At 70.6% G+C, this 24017-nt stretch carries 26 protein-coding genes; 18 read left to right on the top strand and 8 right to left on the bottom strand.

Translation table 11 applies throughout. The features are described 5' to 3' along the window. The first annotated feature begins 89 nt into the window (after window positions 1-89). The gene (rlmB, locus tag ASF28_RS15660; RefSeq protein ID WP_056094537.1) at window positions 90-887 is read left to right on the top strand and encodes a 23S rRNA (guanosine(2251)-2'-O)-methyltransferase RlmB; all 798 of its coding nucleotides are present in this window, start codon (window positions 90-92) and stop codon (window positions 885-887) included. A gap of 13 nt (window positions 888-900) precedes the next feature. On the opposite strand, the gene ASF28_RS15655 is transcribed toward rlmB, so the two are convergent. After that, a complete protein-coding gene (locus tag ASF28_RS15655) occupies window positions 901-2454 on the bottom strand; it encodes a CYTH and CHAD domain-containing protein (RefSeq protein WP_056094535.1) in 1554 nt (517 codons plus the stop codon). Between the two features lie 241 nt (window positions 2455-2695). Here ASF28_RS15655 and ASF28_RS15650 point away from each other — a divergent pair, with 241 nt between their 5' ends. From ASF28_RS15650 to ASF28_RS15605, 10 genes are all read left to right on the top strand, one after another. After that, window positions 2696-3442 (top strand): TlyA family RNA methyltransferase, encoded by a 747-nt coding sequence (locus tag ASF28_RS15650; RefSeq protein WP_056094533.1) that lies wholly within the window; start codon window positions 2696-2698, stop codon window positions 3440-3442. Continuing rightward, window positions 3439-4701 (top strand): class I SAM-dependent RNA methyltransferase, encoded by a 1263-nt coding sequence (locus ASF28_RS15645; protein ID WP_056094531.1) that lies wholly within the window; start codon window positions 3439-3441, stop codon window positions 4699-4701. Before ASF28_RS15650 ends, ASF28_RS15645 begins: the two co-directional genes overlap by 4 nt. Window positions 4702-4759: 58 nt before the next feature. Next, window positions 4760-5206 (top strand): hypothetical protein, encoded by a 447-nt coding sequence (locus tag ASF28_RS15640; protein ID WP_056094528.1) that lies wholly within the window; start codon window positions 4760-4762, stop codon window positions 5204-5206. A gap of 234 nt (window positions 5207-5440) precedes the next feature. Then, entirely contained in the window at window positions 5441-5812 is a 372-nt protein-coding gene (locus ASF28_RS22880; RefSeq protein WP_056094525.1) for a hypothetical protein, read from the top strand. After that, the gene (locus ASF28_RS15630; protein ID WP_056094523.1) at window positions 5809-6213 is read left to right on the top strand and encodes a hypothetical protein; all 405 of its coding nucleotides are present in this window, start codon (window positions 5809-5811) and stop codon (window positions 6211-6213) included. Before ASF28_RS22880 ends, ASF28_RS15630 begins: the two co-directional genes overlap by 4 nt. A gap of 31 nt (window positions 6214-6244) precedes the next feature. After that, a complete protein-coding gene (locus tag ASF28_RS15625; protein ID WP_056094520.1) occupies window positions 6245-6505 on the top strand; it encodes a hypothetical protein in 261 nt (86 codons plus the stop codon). 74 nt (window positions 6506-6579) lie between these two features. Beyond that, window positions 6580-7026 carry a DUF2934 domain-containing protein gene (locus tag ASF28_RS15620; protein ID WP_056094517.1) on the top strand — a complete coding sequence of 149 codons (447 nt, stop codon included), beginning with the start codon at window positions 6580-6582 and terminating at the stop codon, window positions 7024-7026. A gap of 185 nt (window positions 7027-7211) precedes the next feature. Then, the gene (locus tag ASF28_RS15615) at window positions 7212-7496 is read left to right on the top strand and encodes a hypothetical protein (RefSeq protein ID WP_056094515.1); all 285 of its coding nucleotides are present in this window, start codon (window positions 7212-7214) and stop codon (window positions 7494-7496) included. A 124-nt stretch (window positions 7497-7620) separates the two neighbouring features. Further along, the gene (locus ASF28_RS15610; RefSeq protein ID WP_056094512.1) at window positions 7621-8295 is read left to right on the top strand and encodes an HAD family hydrolase; all 675 of its coding nucleotides are present in this window, start codon (window positions 7621-7623) and stop codon (window positions 8293-8295) included. Between the two features lie 188 nt (window positions 8296-8483). Next, a complete protein-coding gene (locus tag ASF28_RS15605; RefSeq protein WP_056094509.1) occupies window positions 8484-8693 on the top strand; it encodes a hypothetical protein in 210 nt (69 codons plus the stop codon). Window positions 8694-8737: 44 nt separating this feature from the next. Here ASF28_RS15605 and ASF28_RS15600 read toward each other — a convergent pair whose 3' ends face one another. From ASF28_RS15600 to ASF28_RS15590, 3 genes are read right to left on the bottom strand one after another with little or no spacing between them, the layout of a single operon-like run. Continuing rightward, on the bottom strand, window positions 8738-9040 hold the full coding sequence (locus ASF28_RS15600; protein ID WP_244475048.1) for a hypothetical protein: 303 nt from the start codon (window positions 9038-9040) through the stop codon (window positions 8738-8740). Next, on the bottom strand, window positions 9037-9474 hold the full coding sequence (locus ASF28_RS15595; protein ID WP_056094507.1) for a hypothetical protein: 438 nt from the start codon (window positions 9472-9474) through the stop codon (window positions 9037-9039). Before ASF28_RS15595 ends, ASF28_RS15600 begins: the two co-directional genes overlap by 4 nt. A 44-nt stretch (window positions 9475-9518) precedes the next feature. Further along, complete coding sequence (locus ASF28_RS15590; protein ID WP_056095116.1) at window positions 9519-10016, bottom strand: peptide deformylase; 498 nt, start codon at window positions 10014-10016, stop codon at window positions 9519-9521. Between the two features lie 156 nt (window positions 10017-10172). Here ASF28_RS15590 and ASF28_RS15585 point away from each other — a divergent pair, with 156 nt between their 5' ends. Then, window positions 10173-10361, top strand: a complete 189-nt coding sequence (locus tag ASF28_RS15585) for a hypothetical protein (RefSeq protein WP_056094505.1) — start codon at window positions 10173-10175, stop codon at window positions 10359-10361. Window positions 10362-10383: 22 nt separating this feature from the next. On the opposite strand, the gene ASF28_RS15580 is transcribed toward ASF28_RS15585, so the two are convergent. Together ASF28_RS15580 and ASF28_RS15575 are read right to left on the bottom strand one after the other, a co-directional pair. Further along, a complete protein-coding gene (locus tag ASF28_RS15580) occupies window positions 10384-14751 on the bottom strand; it encodes a translocation/assembly module TamB domain-containing protein (RefSeq protein WP_082476599.1) in 4368 nt (1455 codons plus the stop codon). After that, complete coding sequence (locus ASF28_RS15575) at window positions 14751-16655, bottom strand: autotransporter assembly complex protein TamA (RefSeq protein WP_157085629.1); 1905 nt, start codon at window positions 16653-16655, stop codon at window positions 14751-14753. Before ASF28_RS15575 ends, ASF28_RS15580 begins: the two co-directional genes overlap by 1 nt. A 669-nt stretch (window positions 16656-17324) precedes the next feature. Here ASF28_RS15575 and ASF28_RS15570 point away from each other — a divergent pair. Both ASF28_RS15570 and ASF28_RS15565 read left to right on the top strand, forming a co-directional pair. Beyond that, window positions 17325-17534, top strand: a complete 210-nt coding sequence (locus ASF28_RS15570; protein WP_056094499.1) for a cold-shock protein — start codon at window positions 17325-17327, stop codon at window positions 17532-17534. Window positions 17535-17741: 207 nt separating this feature from the next. Continuing rightward, the gene (locus tag ASF28_RS15565; RefSeq protein ID WP_056094496.1) at window positions 17742-18116 is read left to right on the top strand and encodes a DUF6481 family protein; all 375 of its coding nucleotides are present in this window, start codon (window positions 17742-17744) and stop codon (window positions 18114-18116) included. Window positions 18117-18193: 77 nt separating this feature from the next. Here ASF28_RS15565 and ASF28_RS15560 read toward each other — a convergent pair whose 3' ends face one another. Continuing rightward, window positions 18194-18445 carry a hypothetical protein gene (locus ASF28_RS15560; protein WP_056094493.1) on the bottom strand — a complete coding sequence of 84 codons (252 nt, stop codon included), beginning with the start codon at window positions 18443-18445 and terminating at the stop codon, window positions 18194-18196. Window positions 18446-18619: 174 nt separating this feature from the next. Between ASF28_RS15560 and ASF28_RS15555 the strand changes: the two genes are divergently transcribed. Then, complete coding sequence (locus ASF28_RS15555; protein ID WP_056094491.1) at window positions 18620-18793, top strand: metallothionein; 174 nt, start codon at window positions 18620-18622, stop codon at window positions 18791-18793. A 32-nt stretch (window positions 18794-18825) separates the two neighbouring features. Here the strand turns inward: ASF28_RS15555 and ASF28_RS15550 are convergent, their stop codons facing one another. Beyond that, window positions 18826-20670, bottom strand: coding sequence for a cation:proton antiporter domain-containing protein (locus ASF28_RS15550; protein WP_082476598.1), 1845 nt, complete (start codon window positions 20668-20670; stop codon window positions 18826-18828). Between the two features lie 256 nt (window positions 20671-20926). On the opposite strand from ASF28_RS15550, the gene ASF28_RS15545 reads away from it, so the two are divergent. From ASF28_RS15545 to ASF28_RS15535, 3 genes are all read left to right on the top strand, one after another. Next, window positions 20927-22138 carry a hypothetical protein gene (locus ASF28_RS15545; RefSeq protein ID WP_056094487.1) on the top strand — a complete coding sequence of 404 codons (1212 nt, stop codon included), beginning with the start codon at window positions 20927-20929 and terminating at the stop codon, window positions 22136-22138. Then, a complete protein-coding gene (locus ASF28_RS15540; RefSeq protein ID WP_056094484.1) occupies window positions 22135-22785 on the top strand; it encodes a hypothetical protein in 651 nt (216 codons plus the stop codon). Before ASF28_RS15545 ends, ASF28_RS15540 begins: the two co-directional genes overlap by 4 nt. Window positions 22786-23154: 369 nt before the next feature. Then, on the top strand, window positions 23155-24006 hold the full coding sequence (locus ASF28_RS15535) for an AAA family ATPase (protein WP_056094481.1): 852 nt from the start codon (window positions 23155-23157) through the stop codon (window positions 24004-24006). The last annotated feature ends 11 nt before the right edge of the window (window positions 24007-24017 follow it).

The raw sequence follows: 24017 nt of genomic DNA, 5'->3' as shown, positions 1-24017 counted from the left end.
TCGCTTGACGAATGGGCCGGTGGCCGGTTTGTCGCGGGAGACAGCGGCGGGCGCGTCCCGCCCGCGCACGACAACAGCGGACGACCCTCATGACCACGCGACGCGACGGCCCGCCGGGCCGGCAGACGAGACGGCCCGGGCCCGGCGGCGACCGGTTCCGGCCCCGACCGGCCGGGCCGGAGGGCGACCACGTGGTGCTCTACGGCTGGCATCCCGTGGCCCAGGCGCTCGCCAACGAGGGTCGGCGCCTGCACCGGCTGCTCGCCACGGAGAATGCCATGGTGCGACTGACGGAGGAGATCGGTCAGCTGCGCATCGATCCCGAACTGGTGCGGCCGAGCGCCATCAACGCGCTCCTGGGACCGGACGCCGTGCATCAGGGCCTCTACCTCGAAGCCGATCCGCTGCCGGGGCCGGATCTCGAAGACCTGCCGGACGACGCGCTGCTCCTGGCGCTCGATCAGATCACCGATCCGCACAATGTCGGGGCCATCGTGCGCACCGCCGCCGCCTTCGGCGTGGCGGGCATCATCACCACGGCGCGCCATTCGCCCACCGCCACCGGCGTCCTCGCCAAGTCGGCCTCGGGTGGCCTGGAGCACGTGCCCCTCGTCGTCGTGCGCAACCTCTCGGAAGCGCTGATTGATCTGGGCAAGCGCGGCTTCACCCGCATCGGCCTCGATTCGGAGGCCGGCACCGACCTCGACACCCTGGGGGCCAAGCGTCCGGCGGTGATCGTGCTGGGTGCCGAGGGCAAGGGCCTGCGCCAGCGCACCCGCGACAATTGCGACGTGCTGGCGCGGATCCCGTTCCGGGGCGAGATCCGCAGCATCAACGTCTCGAACGCCGCCGCCATCACCCTCTACGCCCTCAGCGTCGAGCGCTGAGGGCGCGGCCGCCTCAGCGCCAGAACGGCTTGAGATCGACGAGGTCGGCATGGGCGTCCGCCGCCTTGCCGAGCAGCGCCTTGGTTTCGACCTCGTTGTCGCCCGCCGTGAGACCGGCGGCGAACAGGGTCGGGGCCGGGATCGTGCTGCCCTCCGTGGCCAAGCTGGCCAGAACCTCGTGGGCGGTGGCCATGTCGTTCAGGGCGCCGAGGTGGTCCTGGAGTTCGGACACGGCCTGGACGAAGGCCTTGTGGCGCCGGTGCGGTTTCTTGTCGGTGTAGAGGCTGGCGAAGAACTCGGCCCCGTAGCGCAGCTTCTTGCCTTCGATGCGCACGCGGTGGCGGGCTTCGGCATCGAGGCGTTCGAGGTGGCGGCCGCGCTTGCGGATGCGGCCGCGGATGCGGTCGAGGATATCGGCGGCAAACTCCGCCGCCGGAGCGTCGCGGGCGGGCCCATCGCCCTGCGCATCCCCTTCCGTGCGCCAGGCCCCCGTCTCGATCCAGGCGGCGACATCGAGGATCAGGCTGCGCCAGGCCGGCGATTCGAGGGTGGCGATGACGGCATCGTGCGCCCGGTCGCGCTCGGCTTCCAGGCGCGTGCGCAGGTCGAGGAGACCGGCCTCGTCGGGCCGCTTCTCGAGTTCCGCCGGGAGGGTGGTCTCGAGGAAGACGTCGAGATTGCGCGCCCGGCCGAACGGCTCGGTCACCCGCTTGATCTCGTCGCGCAACTGCGCGGCGGTGGGATCGGGCGCCAGGATCGGCTTGAACAGGGTGAGGGCCGAGCGCAGGCGCCGCAGGGCGACGCGGATCTGGTGCAGGCCCTCCGGGTGGCGGCCGTGGAGGAACACGTCCTCGTTCAGGCGCAGGTGATGCAGGCAGGCTTGGGCGACGGCCCGGAACGCCTCACCGGCCGTGGCATCCGGATTGAGGCGCACGGCACCCGCCTTGCTGGACTTGCGCAGGGTGCCGTCGACGAGGCTCCAGCCCCGGGCGCTCTTGCTCAGGGCACCGAGACGCAGGGGCACGGTCTGGGCGAGCACCTGGGCGAGGCCGAACAGGTCGGCAGGACTGCCCTCGTCGAGTTCGAGCTCGACTTCGCAGAGGGGCACGTCGCCCTCCGGCGTCTCGATGCGCCCCTGATCGAGGGTCGCGGAAATGAGCGAGGCGCCGTGCACGACGAGACGCGTCGTGCGGTCGACCACGGTGGTGAAGACAGGCACGAGATCGGCTTTGGATGCCGCCGCCAGGAGGGCGGGCACCGGCGTCTCCGCCAGAACCGCGAGGTCGGGGGTCTCGCCCGCGATATCGGACTCCCACTCCGCCCGGTCGAACAGGCCCGCGCTCGCGGAGGCCGCCTTCACCGTCTGGATGCGACGGTCGCCCTCCCGGCGCACCCGCAGGGTCAAGCCGCCCTTGCGCAGATCGCCCTTGGCCGTGTCGAAGTAGGTCGAGGTGAGAACCACCGCCTCGGGTGTCCCGTCCGCCCGCAGCAGGGGATGGTTCGCGAGAGCGGCCAGGTCGGCGACCTCGCATTCCAGCTTCAGCTCGATCTCGCGCGGCGTTGTCATGGTCAGTCCTGTTGTGGCGGCCGGGTCGGGAGAGGGCCGAACGGTGGGACCTCAAGACCGTGGTCCCGCGTCCGTTCCCCCATGGGCGGTCGCGCTCTGGCTTGCCAGTATGCGACAGGTGTGGACGGCGGCGCGACCCAGGCGTGCATGATTTTCGTTCGCGGACGCCACTTTGTGGTGTAGCGGAGGGCCATCCGTGCCGGCGTGCGGACAGCAGGACGCCGAAGGTTTGAGTTTGGGAATGACGCGGGACCGGATCAGGGCCGATCGCCTTCTGGTCGAGCGCGGCCATTTCGAGAGCCGGGCCCGGGCGCAGGGCGCCATCGCGGCGGGCCTCGTGCGGGCCGATGGCCGCGTGGTGGCGCGTGCCTCCGACCTCGTCGCACCGGATGCGCGGATCGAGGCTGAGGCGCCGCACCCCTTCGTCTCGCGCGGTGGACTCAAGCTCGTCGCCGCCCTCGACGCCTTCGGGTTCGCTCCGGCTGGGCTGACCTGCCTCGATGTCGGGGCCTCCACGGGCGGGTTCACCGACGCGCTCCTCGGGCGCGGGGCCGCCTATGTCTATGCCGTCGATGTCGGGCGCGACCAGCTGCACGCGTCCCTGCGCACCCATCCCCGGGTGACGAGCCTGGAAGGACGCGACGCCCGCAGCCTCGACGCGGCGACGATCCCGGTGGCGCCGATGCTGGTGGCCATCGACGTGAGTTTCATCTCGCTCCGCCTCGTGGTGCCTGCGGTCGCCACCCTGATGGGGGAGGGGGCGGCCCTGGCCGCACTCGTCAAACCCCAATTCGAGGCGGGCCGCGATCGGATCGGACGCGGCGGCATCGTCCGCGACGCCGCCGTCCACGACGCGGTCTGCGCCGAGATCCGAGACTTCATCGCAGGCGTGGGATTCTCCATCCTCGGCCTGATCCCGTCCCCCGTCACCGGCGGCGACGGCAATCGCGAGTTCCTCATCGGGGCACGCCGGAAAGCAGTTCCATGATCGATTCCCCCGACCTCGTCACCATCGCCAAGCTCGGCGCGCGGGGCGACGGCATGGCCACGGACGGCACGGCGGTGGCCTATGCCCTGCCGGGCGAGCGCGTCGCCATCCGGCGCGAGGGCGTGCGCGGGCAGCTTCTGTCCGTCGAGACCGCCTCGCCGGAGCGGATCGATCCGTTCTGCCCGTATTTCGGAACCTGCGGCGGCTGCGCCGTCCAGCATTGGGCCCCCGAGCCCTACGCCGCCTGGAAGCGGGCGCTCGTCGGTCAGGCCCTGTCGCAATCCGGCCTCGACGCCGAGCCCGAGGCTCTTCGGGACGCCCATGGCGAGGGCCGCCGCCGCCTGACGTTGCATGTTCGGGCCGGTGAATCGGGGGCCCGGGCCGGCCTGATGGCGGCCCGCAGCCACGACCTCGTCGCCATCGACCATTGCCCGATTACCGTGGAGGCCCTCCACCGGGCCCCCGTCGTGGCGACGGCGCTGAGTGCCCCCCTCGGCCATGGGCGCAAACCCCTCGACGTCGCCTTCACGGCCACCGATGCCGGCCTCGATGTCGATGTCCGGGGCCATGGACCCGTCGCCGAGGGCGTCCGCGCCGTCCTCGTGCGTCTGGCCGGTGAGCTGGACCTCGCCCGCCTGTCGCTCCACGGCGAGATCCTGGTCGAGCGCCGCGCGCCCGTCATCGAGGCCGGCGGCATCCGTCTCAGCCCCCCGCCGGGCGGCTTCCTCCAGGCGACGCAGGCCGGCGAGACAGCCCTGACGGCACTGGTGCTCGCCGCCCTCGACAGGAAGACCAAGCGCGTCGTCGATCTCTTCGCCGGCAGCGGACCGTTCAGTTTGGCCCTCGCCCAACGCTGCGACGTTCACGCCGTCGAGGGCGAGGCGGCGGCGCTGGCGAGCCTCGACCGGGCCGTGCGGGCGACCCCGTCCCTGCGCCGGGTGACCACGGAGCGGCGCGACCTGTTCCGGCGCCCGCTCCTGCCCATCGAGCTCGACGCCTACGACGCCGTGGTGTTCGATCCGCCCCGCGCCGGAGCGCAGGCGCAAGCCGCCCGCATCGCCGAGAGCAAGGTGCCCCTGGTCGTGGGTGTCGCGTGCGATGCCGGCACCTTCGCGCGTGACGCCGCCGCCCTGGTGGCGGGCGGCTACCGCCTGGAGACCGTCACCCCCGTGGACCAGTTCAAGTATTCGAGCCACGTCGAGGTGGTGGGGGTGTTTCGCCGGACCGTCGTGCGCAAGCGCCGCGCGTCCCTGGCGTGATTCCCCCCTAGAGAAGGTCCGGCTCGACAAGCGCGGAGCCTCCCCTAGTTGGCGCTTTATGCGCATCCCGTTGACGATCCTCGGCCTCTCCCTCGCCCTTGCAACGCCGGCCCGGGCGGATCGATGCGGGGATCTCATCGACCGTGTGATGGCGGCGACGGGGGCGACCCTGGTTCGGCGAACCATCGACTTCGCCGAGTTCAAGGCCGCCGAGGATGTCGGCCTGACCCTGGCCTGCGGCGACCTCTCGGCCGTGGGCGCCCAGTTCAAGGGGCCGACCCTGCCGGCGGGCTACTTCGCGCTATTCGGGTGTGCCGGGCAGGCCATCAACGGGCTCACCGCGGAGGCTATCGCTGAGGCCGGCCGCACGGCACGGGCGAGTGCCGAGACCAAGCGCCACAGCAAGGTCGACGCGGGCAAGGCTCTGGTCACCTGCTCGGTCTCAAATTCCGCCGACGGTCCGGTCACGGCCTGCGCGGTCATCGACAAGGACGACCGGACCTGACGCGCAACCGCGACGCCCTCACGACCGCATCGCGAAGACCATGTAGCCGGAGTAGGTAACGGCCGCGGCCATCCAGAGCCAGATTGTGGTGTCCATGGCGCGACGGTAGGGTCATGCTGCAGTGCGGTCGATTGGGCGGGTTGCCGCTGCGTCATCGCACGGTTCATGGCGGTAAGCTCTTCTTAACCATGCGGCGGCGATCGTCCGCCGGCACCACAGCCGACCGGGGAGCCGATGCGCCGTTCGATCCTCGTCCGCTTTGCCGTCCTGGCCTCTGGCGTACTGAGCCTCCCGGCTGCTATCCCGCCGGCCAGGGCACAGGAGCCGGCGCTGGAACCGCTTCTCCTGCGCATCAGGCCGCCCGGTGAGACGCCGCGCGACCTCGGCGTCGGATCGGGGGCGATGACGGACGACGAGGTCCGTCAGGCCCGCGCCCGCAACGAGGCGGTCTGGGCACGCGCCGAGCGCCGCGCCCGTATCGCCATCGCGTCGGTCTGCACCGGCTGCCTGCCCCCCGCCCGGCCACCCGCCGAGCGACCGTCCGCGGCCGCCGTCGAGGCGGCCGCGCCCATTCCTTCCCCCTCCGCCCAGACAGGTGCCCCATGACCCAGTCCCACCCGACCAGCGGTCCCGTCGCCGATCCGGCCTGCCCGGTCTCCCTCGATCTCCTGGGAGAGGTCTACCGGGCCGATGCCGACGACCTGCCCGAACTCCTGGCCACCATCGCCGAACCGACCCGCTCGAAGCTCGCGGTCTACCTCTACGGCAAGAGCCACATGCACCAGCTCGGCCTCACGGTGGCCCGGGCCTGCGAACGCGACGACCTCGTGCGCGTCGCCGGCGAGATCGGCTCGGTGGTCTTTGGCCAGTCGCGGATGAAGCCGGCCCGGCCCGCCGTCCCGACGGAGGCCGCGCCCGCTCCGGCCCGCAAGATCAGCCTCGCCGGCTCGCCCCCGAAGAAGATCAGCCTGGGCGGGTCCGCCGCGAAGGGCCGCTCGTTCGATTGACGGCGGGGCAACCGCGCACGGAGAAGACAGCATGTACGGTGCGTGGTGGAAGCTGGGTCTCGACGCGACTCTGCTGGCGATGGAATCCCAGCACGTGATCGGCCTGCGGCTGGCCAAGCTCGCCGCCGGCGGAAGCGGTGCCCAGGCCGAGGCGCACCGCATGGTGAGCGAGAAGATCACGGCCGCCAACGAGGCGGCCCTGCTCATGGCCACGGGCGGCTCCACCGCCAAGGTGGTCGCCGGATATCGCCGAAAGGTGCGGGCCAATGTCCGGCGCCTGACCAGGGGCTGAGGCCTCCGGGAACGGTTAACCCGACATTAACCGTCCGCTTTCATCGTCGGCCTCGAATCCACGGGGAGACCGCGATGCATCCTTTCGAGCAACAGGTGCGCGAACGCGCCTACTTCATCTGGGAGGGCGAAGGCCGGGTGTTCGGCCACGCCACCGAGCATTGGCTGCGGGCCGAGCGCGAGTTCTGCGCCGACACGCCCGTCCAGGTCCGTCCGGTGGCCGCCGAGATCAGCTTGGCGCCGAGCCCAGCCCGCGCCCTGAAGCCCAAGGCCGGTGCCCGCAGCGCCGCCGCCAAGGCAGTCGCCGAGACCGCGAAGCCCGCCAAGGCCGCGGCTGCCAAGACCACCAAGACCGCCGCCCCGAAGACGGCCGCAGCCAAATCCGCGACGACCAAGTCGGCGTCCACGAAGTCGGCCTCCGCCAAGGCGGCTTCGGCCACAGCCGCTCCCGCCAAGGCCCCCTCCGCCCGGACTGCGGCGTCCCGCGCCAAGGCGTTCGAGGCCGGAGTGGTCATGCACTGACGGCGTCCCGCGCCCGTTTCCAATGCCCTCGAAGCCCGCCGTTCGAACAGGACGGCGGGCTTCGCCGTTTCGAGCGTCCACACGGGAACAGGCCGATCAAGCGTGACGTTGGGTCACGGAACACTCCCCGTCCGTTGCCGTGCCGTCGGCGACCTTGGCTCCGGCCGCATTCCGCGAGGTCGCTCATGAAGACCCTTCTTCCCACCCTCGTCGCCCTCGCCATCGCCGTCCCCGTGACCGGGCAGGCCACGCCCTACGGCTACGGCACCGCCCCCATCCCGGGCGAGGTCGAGACCGTGGCGGGTGTCGGCGGCCGCGCGCCGTGGAGCCGCCCCTACGAGTACGATTCCGGCAGCGACAACGACCGCCGCCCCGAGTTGCCCTACTACCAGCAGGGCCGCGGCCAGCAGACCGGCGGCCCCGCCCGCAACCTTCTGCCCGACGACGGCCTGCACATCTTCCCGCGCTAAGGTAGCACGTCTTCTAGGCGGAGACGGAACGACGGAGCACGCCGACCGTTCGCGCAGCATCGACGGTTCGGCCGGCGCGTCCTGTCCGGATGCGCGCCGTGTCCGTCGATACGGGGCAGGGCACATGGCGTCAGCGGTCAGGGCGGTGATCTTCGATATCGATGGGACGCTCCTCGACAGCGTCGATCTCCATGCCCAGGCCTGGGTCGAGGCTTTCGCGCATTTCGGCATCGAGACGGAGCACGCGAAGGTCCGCAGCCAGATCGGCAAGGGCGGGGACCAGTTGCTTCCCGTCTTTGTCGACCGGGACCGGGTGAAGCGGGAGGGCAAGGCCATGGAGGCCTACCGCTCCGACCTGTTCAAGCGGAACTTCCTCGACAAGGTCCGGCCGTTCCCGGGCGTCCGCCCCCTGTTCGAGCGGATCAGGACCGAGGGCCAGACCATCGCGCTGGCCTCGTCCGGCAAGGCCGACGAGGTCGCGCATTACAAGGAGCTTCTGGGCGTCGCCGACCTGGTTTCGGTGACTACGACATCGGACGATGCCGAGCGCTCGAAGCCGTTTCCCGACATCTTCGCGTCGGCGCTTGCCAAGCTCGCCCCCCTGAACGCCTGGGACAGCATGGTGGTTGGCGACACCGCCTACGATGTCCAGGCCGCGGCCAAGGCTGGCCTGCCGACCATCGGTGTCCTGTGCGGCGGGGTCTCGGAAACCGAACTGCGCACGGCCGGGTGCGTCGCCATCGCGTCTGACCCGCAGGATCTGTGCGACCGCTACGGCGAATCGCTCCTGGCCCGGTGAAGCGCTCCGCCGGAATCGTGTGCTTTCCCACACATGGATATCCACGCATTTCCGACGAATACGGTCAGTCGGGCGATAAATTCCATGCCGGCTATGGATAGGCGGCAAAAAGGGGTGGCGCCGCGCGATCCCATGGCGTAGCGAGCCGCGCGGGATTAGCCTGAACACAGCGACGGATTCGCGGACCCATGCTCCAGCCGGCCCTTTCGAGCGAGACCACCCAGTTTCCCTGCGAGCAGACGCCGCTTCAGGACCTGATCGCCGCAGCGGTTCAGGACCGTTCGACACCCATCAGCCGCCTCCTGCGTCTGATGTCCGCCCTCGACGCCGATGCGACCGCCAACCAGAACCTGCGCCATCAGCTCCGCGCCAGAATCGGTGCTCCCCTGAGCGCCTGAACGTCCCGGCGCAGGATCAGCCGGGGTCGCGGCCGAGCTGGTCTTCAGGGCATCACCCAGCCGCAGCGGCCCTCGTGCCGAACCGTAAGGCACTCGAACGGCGCGCCGCCGATCATCGCCCGCTGCTCGGCGGCACCGACCCGGTCACGCGGAACCAGGCGGCAGGCCGGATGCCTTGGGAGCCGCGTCAGGGCGGTCATGTGATCGGTGGCACCGTCGCCCATCAGCTGGCGAAGCCCGACGAGGGTCTCGCAGGCGATGATCGGCCGTGCGGACTCCTGCGCGGCGGCCGCGGCCCCAGCCAGCAACAGGACTGCGCCGCCCAAGGCACCAATGGCATGTTTCATCGCGGCGTCTTTTCCTGTCCGCCCTTGTCCGGAACGCTCTTGCCCGGTGCAGCCTTACCGGTATCGGGCTGGGCCCGGCGTCCCGGACGCGCCTGCTCGGCCGGCGTTACGGACCCGGCGACGGTCCACTGACACACGCTCGTCGTCCGAATCGTGACGCAGTCGTAGGCGTTTCCGTTGAGGGCGGCATGGTCGGCGAGCGCCGTCACGGCCTCGCGACCGAGGATCGAGCATCCGAGATGGTCCGCCCTGTCGTCGGACAGGAGCAGCGCCGCCTTGGCCGGGTCGTTGCCGGCCTGGCGCAGCAAGATGCGCAGGTTGGCGAGCGACGGGCAGCCGATCACGGGCGGGGTCGCCGGGGTCGCGGCGGGGGCCGCCAGGGCGATCGAGCCCGACAGAAGCGAGGACAGGAGCGTCGGAAGAGCGAACCGCATGGACGGCTGCGTATCATGGGTGCGGCGCGCGCGGAACAGTCGGGTCAGGGACGCGGCAGTTTGCCGAAGCGCTTCACGGCCCGGTCCCGGCGCAGGCGCGACAGGCGGTCGATCCAAAAGATGCCGTCGAGTTGGTCGATCTCGTGCTGCAGGCAGGCGGCGCGGAACCCCGCCGCGCTTTCCTCCCGCACGGTGCCATCGAGGTCTTGGAAGCGCAGGCGTACTTGAGTCGCCCGGTCGACGAGATCGGTGACGCCCGGCATCGAAACGCTGCCCTCCATCTGCGGGGCGCGCTCCGGCGAGGCCCAGACGATCTCGGGGTTTACGTAGATGGTAGCAGGGTCGCCGGGCTCCAGCCAAACCACCATCACCCGTTGCAGGCGACCGAGATGCGGCAGGGTGAGGCCGAGGGCTGAGACTGCCTTGAGGGCCTCGAACAGGTCATCGGCCGCCGCCCGCAGGGGGTCGTCGAACGCCTGGACGGGCTCGGCCGGCAGGCGCAGGCGTGGATCGGGGTAGAAGAGCAGGGATCGAGCGGGCAAAGCGCGGCTCCGATGGGCGAGGTCCGTGGAGGGATGCATGTGGGGCGGGGCCTGCCTGCCCTCGACGCTGGGATCGAAGAAGGTGCTGGCGCAGGCCTTGCGGCGTTTCGCCCGTCACGCCGCATGCGGCGGCGCGGACAACGAAGAGGATACCGAATGGCGCGCAACCCGCACGATGCGAAGACCCTGACCGCGACCGGCGCCCGGCGTGGCGCCCACGAGTTCGGCGAGGTCATCCTCCTCGGCCTGACGAGCGTGCTCGGGCTGCTTTGGGCCATCGTGCTGGTGACCCATTTTCACGCCCCCTTGAGCGGGTTCGGCCAGTCGCTGTGGCTGATGCGCTGACGGCGTTCACCGAGCCCGCCGCTCAATACTCCCACTCGGCGCCGACGCCGACGGCGGTGCGGCCGTCGCTGCCGGCCTCGCCCTGGATCTTGATGCGGCGGGTCACGTCGTAATCGATGGTGGCCGCCGTGTCGGCGGGCTTGGCTCCGGCCTTCACCCCGACGCTGAGCTTGTCGCTGAGGTAGCGCGAGGCGCCCACCGCCGGGCCGCCGCTCGCCCCCGTGGAAATGTCGAGGCTGTCGAGGCCGAGGCCCTTGCGGGCCTGCTCGAACACGTCGATGCCGCCGGCACCGCCCGAAAACTGGGCCACGGCCTGGGCGAGCTGCAGGGCTTGGAACGGCGACAGGCCGCCTGACGCCTTCTTGAACAGGAGGCGCGACAGGACCTCGTCCTGCGGCAGGGTCGGATCGGACGTGATGGCGAAGACCGGCTGGCTCGCGGGCCCCGTCACGGCGATGCGGGCCGTGATTTCGGCGGCCTTGGTCTCGGCCAGGAAGTCGAGGTCGGGCTGCGCGATCTCGCCGCCGAAGGTCAGGCGCCCCCGGGTGAAGTCGAGGCGCTGACCGACCACGCTGAGGCGGCCGCGCCGCATCTCGAAGTCGCCCGTCGCCACGGGGTCGCGCGACGAGCCGGTGAGCCGCAGGGCCCCGCCGAGTTCGGCATCGATGCCGCGTCCGCGCACGAAGATGCGGTTGGGGGCGTTCACCGCCACATCCAGGGTGGCGTCGAAGGGTGGGGCAGCCTTGCCCCGCCGGCGTCCGGCCGCCGCGACGGCGGCCTTGCGATCGGCCCGGGCGGCGAGGCGGGCGCGCACGTCGGGCGGTGTGTTGACGTGCCGCACGCCCTCCAGGGGCTTCACGCTGGCCGGCAGGCGATCGGGTACCGTGACATCGACGGAGACGAGGTCGACGCGTCCCGAGACCTTGGGTGTGCGGGCAAGCGGACCGCTCAGGGCGAGGTTGAGGCTCGCCACCACCGTCATCAGCGGGCTCGACACGAGTTCGGCCCGCTCGGCGACGAGGCGCAGGTTGCCGGGAAACCCGGCCGCCGGCTGGAGGGCGACGCGACCGTCGGCGCGCAGGGTACCGCCGTTGCGGGTCAGCGCGGTCAGGCGCTCCACCAACAGGGTGTCGCCCCGCCCGGTGACGCGGCCCTCGATGTTGGTCAGCCGGATGCCCTGGAGAGGGTCGGTGAACGAACCGCCCGTGAGGGTGGCAGCGCCCTCCGCACGCGGGGCAGCGAGGGTGCCGGACACGCCGGCATCGATGGCGACGCGGCCCGTGACGCGCTGCCCGCCGACGCTGAGGAGGGAGTTGGCGAGGGCCGCTTCCAGGGTGCCCCGGAGTTTCAGCGCGATGTTGCCACCGGCCGCCACCGGGACGGAGCCCGAAACTGTCATATCGGCGCCGCGCCCGGCCGAGACGCGGCCCTCGATGCCGGCGCGGCCATCGGACAGGGTGCCGCTGGCCTTGGCGTCGATGGGCGGCAGGCCGGCCTTGCGTGTCTCAGGGGTAACGAGGCGCACGAGGGTGAAGGCGTAGTGCCCCTCGGGCCGCTCCGATGTACCGCGCAGATCCGCTTCGCCATCGAGGGTGCCGGTGAGGGCGAGCCCCGGCGAGGCGATGCGCGCCATGGCGAGCGGCACGGCGCGGAGACCGAGCTTCAGGTCGAGCTTCGAGCCGGCCCGACCCGACAGGCTGACCCGCCCGGTGCCGGCGGCGATCACGAGATTGTCGATCACGGCGCCACCCTCCGCGAGGGTGATGGTGGCGGGTCCGGCCAGCGCCAGGCGATCGCCGCCGCGCGCGGCGGAGAAGCGCGCGAGTTCGATCCGGGTCCGGTCCGCGGGCACGAGGCGCGCGGCGCCGTCGAGGTCGAAGGCGCGGGCCTTGGCGGTCAGGGTGATATCGCTGGCACTCGGCGAGCCCGTGGCGACGAGGCGCACGGTATCCAGGGTCTCGCCCGAGGCCACGACCCGGTCGGCATTGACGCGGCCGTCGATGACGGGCCGGGCGAGGAGGTCGCGCCCGGTGAGGTCGGCGTCGAGGCGGGCGAGGCCGAGGGCGCCCGCGCGCAGCGACGCGCCCTTCGCCCGGATCGCCGCGTCCTGGCGCCCGCCTGCCCGCGTGAGGGTGACGGCCGCGTCGACACTTCCGCCCAGGGAGGTCAGGGCCAGGGGTGTGAGATCGTCGAGGTTCGCCGCCGCGATGGTGAGGCTACCCTCCGCGAGGAAGGAGCGGGCATCGACGCGGGCGCTGCCCGCGATGGCGACGGAGCCGAGGTTGAAGGCGAGGCGATCCAGCGACCAGTCCTGGGGCAGGCGGGCGAGGTGGGCATCGGCGCGAAGGGCCTTGCCGGCGACATCGCCGGTAAGCGTCACGGTCCCGTCGAGGGCGCCGGTCAGATCGCGGAGCGCCGTCTCCAGGCGCAGAGCCCGGATGGGCCGTCCTTGTGCGCGCAGGTCGTCCCCCGTCACCGTCGCCGTGAGGTCGGGCTTCTCCAGGGTGCCGGTCAGGCGCCCATCGAGGAGGGCGCGGCCGGACAGGGCGGCATCGACGACGGAGAGGTCCTTCAGGTCGACGAGCAGCTTGGCGTCGGCCATGCGGGCGGTGGCGCGTCCGTCGAGGCGGGCGACCATTTCGGCGCCCTCGAGGCGCGCCCCGTCGAAGGCATAGCCGTCATAGACCTGGGCAAGGCGTCCGGTGAAGCGCGGGCTACGGCCGAGCATGCCGTCCAGCGTCGGCACCGAGAGGGCGAGGCGGTCGGCGCGCAGATCCACATCGGCGGTCACCGCCTTGCGGGCCGGATCGCCGCCGAGCTTCGCCTGCCCGGTCAGACTTCCGGCGAGCGGCCGGCCGGCAATGTCCGAGAAGGCGGCGAGATCGGCGAGTGCCGCATCGACGGTGCCCGTCAGGGTGTTCTGGCCGACAGTTCCGGCATAGGTCGCGCGGGCCGTCGGGCCCTCGATGGCGAGCTTCGCCACCTCCACGACGCCGCTGGGCTGGAGCGTACCCCGGAAGGCGAGGGCGGCCCGCGCTCCGATGGCGCGGCGCAGGGCCGGATCGGCGAGGCTCAGGCCTTCGACCTTGGCGTCGGCGCTGAGCGCGAAGCGGCTCGCGGCGGAATCCGGCCCCGTCGGCGCCATGGCGATGGCGGCCTCGACGCGGTCGAGGGCATTGCCGTCGGCGCGCAAGCCGGCGGCTTTGAGGATGCCGTCGACGGTCGGACGGGCGATGGGGCCCTTCAGGCTGCCGTCGAAGACGAGGCTGTCGAGCTCGGCGTCGCCCGCCTTGGTGGTGGCGCCGTCCGTCGGCACGGCGCGGGCCGCGACGACGAAATCCGCAACGCGATCGGCGGTCAGGGTCCCCCGCGCTTCCAGGCGGGCGGTCCGCGAAGTAAGATCGAGGCGGTCGATGCCGAAGGCGCCGCCGTCGGAGAAGCGCAGGCCCCCTTCGAGCTTCGTCGTGCCCGAGAACACCGCCGCCGCGGGGCCGGGCAGCAGCGCCTCGATGCGCGAGGCGAGGTCGAGGGCGAGGCGCCGGTCGGTGCCGATGCGCGAGATCCGGGCCGAGCCCTTGGCGCCGAGGTCCGGCCCGGCATCGAAATCGAGGCGGGCGTTCCAGGAATCCAGGGTGCCGCGCCCGTCGAGATCGAGGTTGATCGCCGGCGTCCCGGGCAGGTTGGCCGCCTTGGAAAGCAGGCCGCCCACGGGCTCCACCAGGGTGGTCTTGAGCTCCAGGGTCTCGCCCTTGGGGACGAACAGCAGGCGAGCGGCGAAATCCCCCGCCGCGTCGAGGCGACGGACCTTGAGGTCGAGGTCGAGGCCTTCGGACGGGGCGCCGAGCTTGGCCCGTCCGTCGGCGGCCAGTCGCGCGGTCTGGCCGGCCAGGGCTTCGCCCAGCACGAGTTCGGCGAGCTTGAACGCCTTGACCTCGACCTTCACCGGCAGATCGGGCAGCAGCGCGCCGTCGGGCTCCGCCTTGGCCGAGACGGGGGCGGGCAGGGGACGACGCAGGATTTCGAGGCGCCCGACCTCCAGGCTGTCGATCTCGAGGCGGCCCGAGAGCAGGGCGAGGCGGCGCCAGACCAGGCGTGCCCGGTCGAGCTTCAACCAGACACCGTTCGCATCGCTGATGGCGATGTCACGCACCGTGGCATCGGAGGACAGGGCGCCGTCGACGGCCCCGATGGCGACCTGCGAACCGGGGGTGGAGAGCGCCTTCGAGAGCAGGCCGCCGAGGACCGATTTTTCGGCCTCGTCGGCACGGGTGGGGCGTGCGGGGCCGAGGAGAAGCACCATGCAGCTCAGCGCGACGATGGTGCGCGCGCCCCTCCCCCCGCAGAGGGGGGAGGGATTCTTGCGCGAACGGAAAAGGTCCCGAAATCCCATCAGAACGATTGCCCCAGGCTGATGTAGAGGGCCACGGGGCGCTCGCGGTTGCCCTTGATGCGGTCCAGGGGGAAGGCGACGTCGACGCGGATCGGGCCGATGCCGGTGTAGTAGCGCAGCCCTAAGCCGGCCGCGTAGCGGATGCGCTCCTCGAAATCGGGCAGGCTCGACGCGAAGGCGGTACCGGCATCGAAGAACGGCACGACGCCGATGGTGTCGGTCACCTTGATGCGGGCCTCGAATGAGGCCTCCAGCAGGCTGCGCCCACCGATGGGCAGGTTGAACGGGCCGCGCGGCCCGAGGGTCCGATAGGGGAAGCCGCGCACGGAGCCACCGCCACCGGCGAAGAACCGGATGTTGGCCGGGATCTCGTCGAGGTTCGCGCCGGAGATCGAGCCGAAGCCGATGCGGCCGGCGAGGATGTAGCGGGCCTCGTCGTCGAGGGCATAATAGGTCGAGCCCTGCGCCTTCGCGACGAAGATCGACGGGTCAGAGCCGAGGAAGCCCGCATAGGGCGTCGCCGAGGCGATGACGCGGACCCCCTTGGTCGGATCCAGGAGGTTGTCGGTGGAATCGTAAGACACCGAGAGCGGCACGCCGACGAGGCGGTAATCGACCTTGCCGAGGGCGTCCTGCGAGCGGCCGGCCTGCCCGTCGACGCCGATCTGCGCGAAGAACGCGTCGGAGAAGCGGTGGCGCAGGCCGATGGTGCCGCCGGCCGCGTCGCTGACGTAGGATTGCTGCGCCTCGCGGCCGACGAACAGGTTGGCGACGAGATCGTTGCGGGTGCCCCACAGGGCCGGCTTGACGAAGGTGGCCGAGAGGCGACCGCCGAGGCCGTTGGAATCGATGCCCGCGAGCTTGCGCTGCGTCGCGTAGAGGTCGTTGCCGAGGTAGTAGACATCGGCATCGAGCCGCAGGGTCTCGCCGCCGCCGAACAGGTTGCGGTTGGCGTAATAGGCGCGGATGCCGGGGCCATCGACGGTGGAGTAGCGCGCCGCGACTCCGATGAGGTTGTGATCGCGCTCTGTCACATCGACGAAGATCGGCAGGTTGCCGGCGGGATCGAGGGCCTCGCCCTCGCGCACCCGGATCGAGCCCAGGGCCTCGACCTTCGCCACGGACCGGCGGATGTCGGCGATGGCCTTGGGCGAATACGGATCACCCGGCTCGGCATAGATGAACGAGCGCACCACCGCCGGATCGAGGCCCGCGGTGCCGCGCACGGTCACGTCGCCGAGGTCCGCGATGGGGCCGGGATCGATGGTGAAACCCACATCCATGACATGGGCCGTGTCGTCGACCACGGGTGCGCGCGCGACCGCCTTGGCGAAGGGATGTCCGAGGGCCCGGAAGCGGTCGACGACCTTGGCCTCGCGGGCGAGCACGGTAGCGGAGCGCGCCGGCACGTCGTCGTCCACGCGGGTGAAGCGGACGGGCAGCACCTCCTCCGGAAACGGATTGCCGGCGGAATCGCGCACGGTGACGGCGCGCAGGGTGTAGAGCGGGCCGGCCTCGACGGTGATCCGCACCGGTACGAGAGCGCGGGCGCGGGACCCCTCCGCAGCACCGGCCGCCGCCGCGACGCTCGACTCGCCCGAGAGCGTCACCCCGTCGATGCGGATCTGGACGGTGCCCTGATAATAGCCGTAGCCGGAAAGCACGTCGGCGAGACGGCGCTGGTCGGCCTCGGCCCGGCGCACGAGGCCCTCGCCATCCGGCGGCGCATCCTGGCGCAGGCGGTAGAGGGTGGAGGTGTCCTGAAGCGCGCGCAGGACATCGTCGTCATCGATCCCCTGAAACTTGACCGTGTAGGGCAGGGCGCCCGAACTGGGAGCCGGCGGCTCTTCCTCCGAGCCGAACAGGCCGAACAGATCGAAGGCGACGGCCGGCTGTACCGCCATGCCGCCGCCGACAAGTGCGACGGCCAGGGGCAGGGCGGCCCGCGCGAGGGCGCGCGTCACGGCATCACGTAACAAAGCCACCATCACGAACGGCGCGTCCCACGAGGGAGCCGGCCCGCGCCGCTCCCCGGCCGGTTCGGCCCCCACCCGTTCACTGCCGTCATCCCGCCCCCGCTTCGATGCCGGTCCGTACTAACTCACCCGACCCATCTCCACGCGGTTAAGGGCCGCGCCGACATGACCGGAGACGTTTCGCGACCATGCGGGTTCCTCACGAAAGCCCCCGACGCGCCGTTCCCATCGGGCTGTAGCGTAGCCGTCACACCGTCATGCAGCAACCTCGGGGGTGTCGTCGTCCCCGTCCAGGGCGCCGTCCCGGGCGCGGTTGAAGACAGGACGCGCGGGCCCCTCCGGATGGGCCGCGGGAACCCCGCCCGGCTTCACGCCTTGTCTGTCCGTCGCAGGCTTCCCAGATCACCACGTTCTCCGCATGGTCGCTTCCCCAGCACGGCCGCGCAGCCTCCGGTCCTTTCGGGACCACCGGTCCCACGGGACCGCGCGAGGATGCCGCCCTCGGTCCTACGGCATCTCACCGCCCCGCTTCCCAGGAGCCGCGCCTGCACGGGCGCGGGGCTGCGGGCACGACTTCTCACGACGAAAGGATAAGCCATGAGCACGGGTACCGTGAAATGGTTCAACGAGACCAAGGGCTACGGATTCATCCAGCCGGATGACGGCAGCAAGGACGTGTTCGTCCACATTTCCGCCGTCGAGCGCGCCGGGATGCGCAATCTCATCGAGGGGCAGAAGCTGTCCTACGAGATCGAGAGCGATCGCCGCACGGGCAAGCAATCCGCCGGAAACCTCCAGGCGGCCTGAGGGCGGGCCTCGTTGCCCGCCCACTGAGGCATCGATTCAACATCTCGACGGGAAGCCGCTCGCCACCGGGCGGCTTCTGTTGATTCCGGTCCGTCGTTCAGGCATTGGCAGCCCCGATCGACACAGCTTTCCAAACGTTCTGATTCACCCTAAGGCCGCGCGCCCCGCGAAGCGGGCTCGGCCGCGACACACCACGAGAAAGGTCAGATGGGCGCCTTCGACTACAGGAATTTCGACGATCGCCGCAAGAACTCCGCCAGTGCTAAGCAGATGCTGCTGGAAAAATTCAAGGCCCGTCCCCCGGCGGATGACCCGGACATAATCGCCAAGGCCGAGGCCCGTGCCGCGGTCTCCCGCGCCCGCGAGGAACGGGCCCGTGAGCGCGAAGCCGCCCGGATCGCCGCCGAGCGCCAAGCCGCGGAAGAGAAGCGCGCCCGCGAAGAGGCGGAGCTCGCGGCTCAGATCGCCCGCGAAGAGGCGGAGGCCGTCGCGGCCGCCGAACGCAAGGCCTCCGACCTGGCGGAGAAGAAGGCCGCACGCGATGCGCGCTATGCCGCCCGCAAGGCCAAGGCCCGCCGCTGAGCGGTTCGTCTCCGACACTGAACGAGGAAGGGGCCGACGCCGTGTCGGCCCCTGTTTTTGGCCGTCGCCGCCGTCGTTCAGGCTTCGGTTTCGGTCTCAGTCTCGTTGGTCTCGGCGGCCTCGTTCTGACCTTCGGCCTGCTCGTCCTTCGGCTCGGTATCGGCCTCGGGGCGCGGCCCGGCCTTGAACGAGCGACGCGGCGCATTCCCACGCTTCATCTGGGCGGGCTTCTCGATGGCGCCGAGCCGCTCCGAGAGGCGCTTGGCGCGCTCGTTGAAATCGTCGGTCGTGCGCGATTGGGATGCACCGCTCTTGAACGCGTTCGCCACTGGGGCCTCATGGAGTTGCCCAGGGCACGGAGTCGTGCGGGGTTGGCCGACCCCTAGCACGCTTCGTCCCCGCGGTGGGGACTATCTTCGTGCGCGGACCGGGCACGGCTTGCGGACGGGCGCGGCGTTGGCAAGAATGCGCACCATCCACCTGCCAACGAAGGATCGTTTTCCATGGCCGATGCGACCGCCGAAATGGTTCCCTGTGCCTGTGCCGACTGCGTCTGCAAGGTGAAGACAGGCACCGGGATCGAACGGGACGGCAAGACCTTCTGCTGCGAGGCCTGCGCCGACGGTCACGCCTCCCACGACGGCTGCGGCCATTCCGGCTGCGCCTGCCACGGCTGAGTCATGGGCGTAGGGGGGAGGGCGGCCTCGCCCTACGCGCTCTTGACCACCGGCTTCGCCTCGTCCTTGAGCGACGCCGCTTCGCGCGCTTCGGTGCCCTTGCCCACCGTGCGCCGTGCCCGGAAGGCGGGGCGCACCTCCGTCTCCTTCCGCTTGAGCATGGCGCGGTACTCGTCGCGGCGCTCGTGGATCGAGGCGATGACGAGGCCCATGGGTACGCCGACATCGACGAGGACGGCCTCCGACAATTGCAGGGAGGCTTCGATGGTCTCCGGCACCGCGTCGTCCACGCCCATCTCGTAGAGGGCCGTCGCATGGCGCGCGTCGCGGGCGCGGGCCACGATGGTGATGTCGGCCCGCTCGGCGCGGGCGGCCTCGACAACGGCCTCCACGGCATGCGGGTTGTCGAGGGTGACAACCAGTGCCCGCGCATTGGCGATGTCGCAGCGGCGCAGGAGCTCCGGATTGGCCGAGTCGCCGAAGTAGACGGGGTTGCCGAGGCGCCGGTGCTCCGAGACGCGGGCCGCGTCGGCATCGAGGGCGAGGTACGGGATCTTATGGCGGGCCAGCATCTCGCCGACGAGGCGGCCGACCCGGCCGTACCCGGCGATGATCACACGGTTCTGCTGCTTGTCCGGCACGGGCTCCGCCCGGGCGCGGCCGAGCTGCCCGTGCGTCATCCGTTTGCCGAGGCGGCGGGCGAGGACGGCGAGCGCCGGAATCGCGATCATCGTCACCGTGGTGACGATGAGGGCGGCCTGGCCGACTTCCTCGGGGACGAGGTTTCCGGCGAGAGCCCCGCCGATGAGCACGAAGGCGAATTCGCCGCCGGGGCCGAGCAGCAGGGCCGCCTCGAGGCCCACGGCGCGCGACAGCCTGAGGAAGCGGGCGGCCGCGACGATGACCACGCCCTTGAGCAGGATCAGCCCCAGGGCGAGGCCCAGGATGGCCCCGGGCGCCGCCATGAGGTGGGCCGGGTCGAGGTTCATGCCCACGGACACGAAGAACACGCCCAGCAGCAGGCCCTTGAACGGATCGATGGTGGCCTCGATGGCGCGGCGGTACTCGGTCTCGGCGAGTAGCAGGCCGGCGACGAAGGCGCCCAGCGTCATGGACAGGCCGGCGGCGGCGGCCGTGAGCGCCGTGCCGATGATGACGAGGAGGCAGGCTGCCATGAACAGTTCGGGCGAGCGGGTGCGGGCCACGAGCTGGAACAGGGGTCGCAGGGCGAGGCGCCCCGCCACGACGATGACGACGATGGCCACCGCCGCCTGACCGAGGGCGAAGGCCAGGGCGCCCCCGACATTGGCCCCGTCGCTGCGCCCCAGCACCGCGATGGCGAACAGGACCGGGGCCACGGCGAGATCCTGGAACAGAAGCACCGCGAAGCTCGCCCGGCCGGAGGGCGTGTTAAGGCGCTTCTGCTCGGCCAGGACCGGCAGCACCACCGCCGTGGAGGACAGGGCCAGCGCCAGACCGACAATGGCGGCGGCAGCGAGGGGCACCGCCAGGGCGTACAGGATCGCGCCGATCACCAAGGCGGAGGCGACCACCTGGATCGAGCCGAGGCCAAAGACGAGGCGGCGCAGGGTGCGCAGGCGCTCCCAAGAGAGCTCGACGCCGATCATGAACATGAGGAAGATCACGCCGAACTCGGCCAGATGCGCGATCTCGGCCCGGTTGCCGATGGTGACCCAGGAGAGCCACGGATAGGCCTCCGCGAGACGGCCGAGGCCGAACGGCCCGAGGAGGGCCCCCGCGCCGATGAACCCGAGGACGGGGCTGATGCGCAGGCGATGGAACAGCGGCACCACCACGCCGGCGGTGACGAGGAACAGGATCGCTTCCTTGTAGGAGCCGGCGTGCATGTCCGTCATCGGGTCCCAGGGTCTCCTTCCGGCCGGCGCCATCGGCCGATCCCTCGTGCGGGGCTCGGTCCCGGCGATCATGCGGTCCGGGAGAGCGGACGCGCAATCGCCGTTCGCGTCGGATCGCACGAATCCCACGCCCTGCAGCGTTGCAAGGACAACGCACCGCACGGCTTGGCGCAAAAACGGCACAATACCCGCTTAGCCGGGGGCGTAACGGAATGTTAAGTGCGGCGTTCGTCGCGTTTCGAGACACGAGTGCCCCATGCGAAAGACGCCGCCCAGCCGGGATGTCCAGCGCGAGCGCCGCGAATGGCAACGGGAATCCGATCGCTGGACCCACGAGCGCCACGTCGAGAAGGGCTACCGCATCAAGTGGGGCTACGTCGGCATCGCCTATCTCGTCGAGTTCATGGTCATCGGCGCCTCGCTCTGGGGCGCGTGGCTGTTCGCTGGGGTCTACAGCGACGGCGATTCCCAAGCGTTCTACTTCATGCTCCTGGCGCCGCTGGTCTACGCGGCGGTGGAGCTGTGCCGGGTGCCGCTGGGCATCCTCGCGCGGACGCAGCGCTCCTACGCGATCCGCGCCATGGCCATCATCGGGATCATCTTTGCCGCCGGAGTCACGACGAAGTCGGTCTCGCAGCTCGGCGAGATGATGTTCCATCCCCGTCTGATGGATGCGGCCAAGGCCAAGACCGCCCTCAAGGACGCGCAGGCCGACCGGAGCACCATCGACGGTCGGATCGCGGCGGCCGACGCCCGGGTGACGCAGTACACCACCGAACTCGATCAGATCGAGAAGCGCGCCGCCGAGAACGCGAGCCAGCTCTCCGCCCTGCCGCCCCAGCGCTGCGAGCGGGTCTCCGGCACCAACAGCCGGGGCCAGCGATACTCCAACCTCAAATGCGTCACCGACCCGCGCACGGCGACCCTCAACGCCAGCGTCGCCAAGGCCGGCAGCGACCGCGCCGGCGTGACGAAGGCCCTCGAAGAAGCCCGCAAGGCCCGCAGCGCCCTCGACCGGGGCGCGGCCGACCGCAAGGTGGCGGATGCCGAGCAGACCTACCGCAACTCGGTCAACCGCTCGCAGCTGCACTCCTTCACCGCCATGGTCTACGGCGTCGATCCCATCGACGTGACGGAGGCGCAGGTCCATGCCTTCCTGCGCATCTTCGTGTTCGTGCCGGCCCTGTGCGCCGCCTTCGCCTCGACGATCCTGGCCCTCTGCGCCGTCTCCGTGCGGAAAACCTTCATGGACGAGGACGACCTCGGCGCCACCGTCGATCCGGCAGCCACCCCCTATATGCTGGATTCCATCACCGACGCCCTGCGCCAGGAAATCGGGCTCTCGCAGCCGAAGCCGGCGCGTGAGGCGAACGCCGCCTCCGGCGCGGTCATTCCCATCGACCGGCCCATCGACCGGCGTCCGACGGGCCAATCCGCGTTGCCGGCCAGCGCGGGAGCCGGCGCATGAGCATCCACACCACCGGTACGCCGGAGAACGTCGTCCTGGCGCAGAACGTCAACGGGCGCCTGCGCGCGGAGACAAAGATCATCGCGGCCCGCGCCTTCCTGTTCCGGTCCCTCGGCTTCGGCGCGTTCTGCGCGCTGGCCGGCATCGGCCTCGGCGCGGCGTCCTACGGCTACGCCTACATGAACCAGTTCGACACGGCGGCCGAGAAGATCGCCGCCGCCATGCAGGCGGCCCTCTCCGACGTGACCCTGAAGACCAAGGGTGAAGTGACGCTCACGGACAACGTCCTCAAGCTCGAAGGCGGATTGCCGAAGGCCACCGGTACGCCGACCCCGACGAAGGCGCAGCTCGGCAACGACGCGGCGCCGGCCTCGAAGGCCATCGTGAACACCACCTTCACGGTGTTCAAGCAGGTGCCCTACATGGACGGCCAGATCGTCACCGGCTGGAACTTCAAGGCCAACGAGGACCAGCCGTTCCAGCAATACTGCTACTTCTCCCGCCGCACCAACGAGGCCAAGGGCCAGGTCGAGATCAAGATCGATCTCGCCATGGACGGCAAGACCCTGCCGCAGCCGCAGAAATCCGACGTGAACCTCGGCATCCTGGCCTCGAATTGCGTCTGGCACGACGGGAAGACGCTCTGAAGCGGCATTCTACCAAGCGGCGCTGAGGAATAGGCAAGTGGCGCTGAGGAATAGGGATGCGTCGGCCCGGTTGGTCATTTGGGCGATGACGGATGCGGACGGCGTCGGCGTCCCGAGGTCGCCGACGATGATGGTAGCGCAGAGATAGCGCGTCACAGCTCAATCCGGCGGTCGACCTCACGGCCGGTCATTTGGAACCGATCGATGCCGCACTGGGGAGTCTGAACCGACAGGCGCTGCACGCGCTTCCGAGATGCGTTGTCCGCGAGCAACCTCCGCGGTATCTCCGGCTCATCCGGACGAGACAAGAAACGGACGTGGTACCGTCTCGGCCAGTCCGCCCCGCACCACCGCCCACGGACAGATCCCATGCGCTTTACCGGCACCGCCGACTACGTCGCGACGTCCGACCTCACCACCGCCGTCAACGCCGCCATCGTGCTGGAGCGGCCGCTGCTGGTGAAGGGCGAACCCGGCACCGGCAAGACGGTGCTGGCGGAAGAGATCGCCAAGGGCCTCGGCGCGCCGCTGCTCACCTGGAACGTCAAATCGACCACCAAGGCGCAGCAGGGGCTCTACGAGTACGATGCCGTCTCGCGCCTGCGCGACAGCCAGCTCGGCGACCCGCGCGTGTCCGACATCGGCAACTACATCCGCCGCGGCAAGCTGTGGGAGGCGTTCACCCATGCGGAGCGGCCGGTGCTGCTCATCGACGAGATCGACAAGGCCGATATCGAGTTCCCCAACGACCTCCTGACCGAACTCGACCGCATGGAATTCCACGTCTACGAGACGGGGCAGACGATCCGGGCCGAGCGCCGGCCCATCGTCATCATCACCTCGAACAACGAGAAGGAGCTGCCCGACGCGTTCCTGCGCCGGTGCTTCTTCCACTACATCCAGTTCCCCGACGCCGAGACCCTGAAGGCCATCGTCGAGGTCCACTACCCCGGTATCAAGCACCGTCTGGTGGAAGAGGCCCTGCGGGTCTTCCTCGAGACCCGCGCCGTACCGGGCCTGAAGAAGAAGCCCTCCACCTCGGAACTGCTCGACTGGCTGAAGCTCCTGGTCTCGGAGGACGTGACCCCCGAGACCCTGCGCGAGCGCGACGGCCGCAAGCTGATCCCGCCGCTGCACGGAGCGCTTCTGAAGAACGAGCAGGACGTGAGCCTGTTCGAGAAACTCGCCTTCATGATGCGGCGCGAGGGGCGCGGCGGCTGAACAGCGCCCCT

Source organism: Methylobacterium sp. Leaf99, assembly GCF_001422375.1.
Taxonomy (GTDB): domain Bacteria; phylum Pseudomonadota; class Alphaproteobacteria; order Rhizobiales; family Beijerinckiaceae; genus Methylobacterium.
The sequence above is the reverse complement of the archived record's forward strand: the minus strand, read 5'-3'. Positions and strand labels throughout refer to the sequence as shown.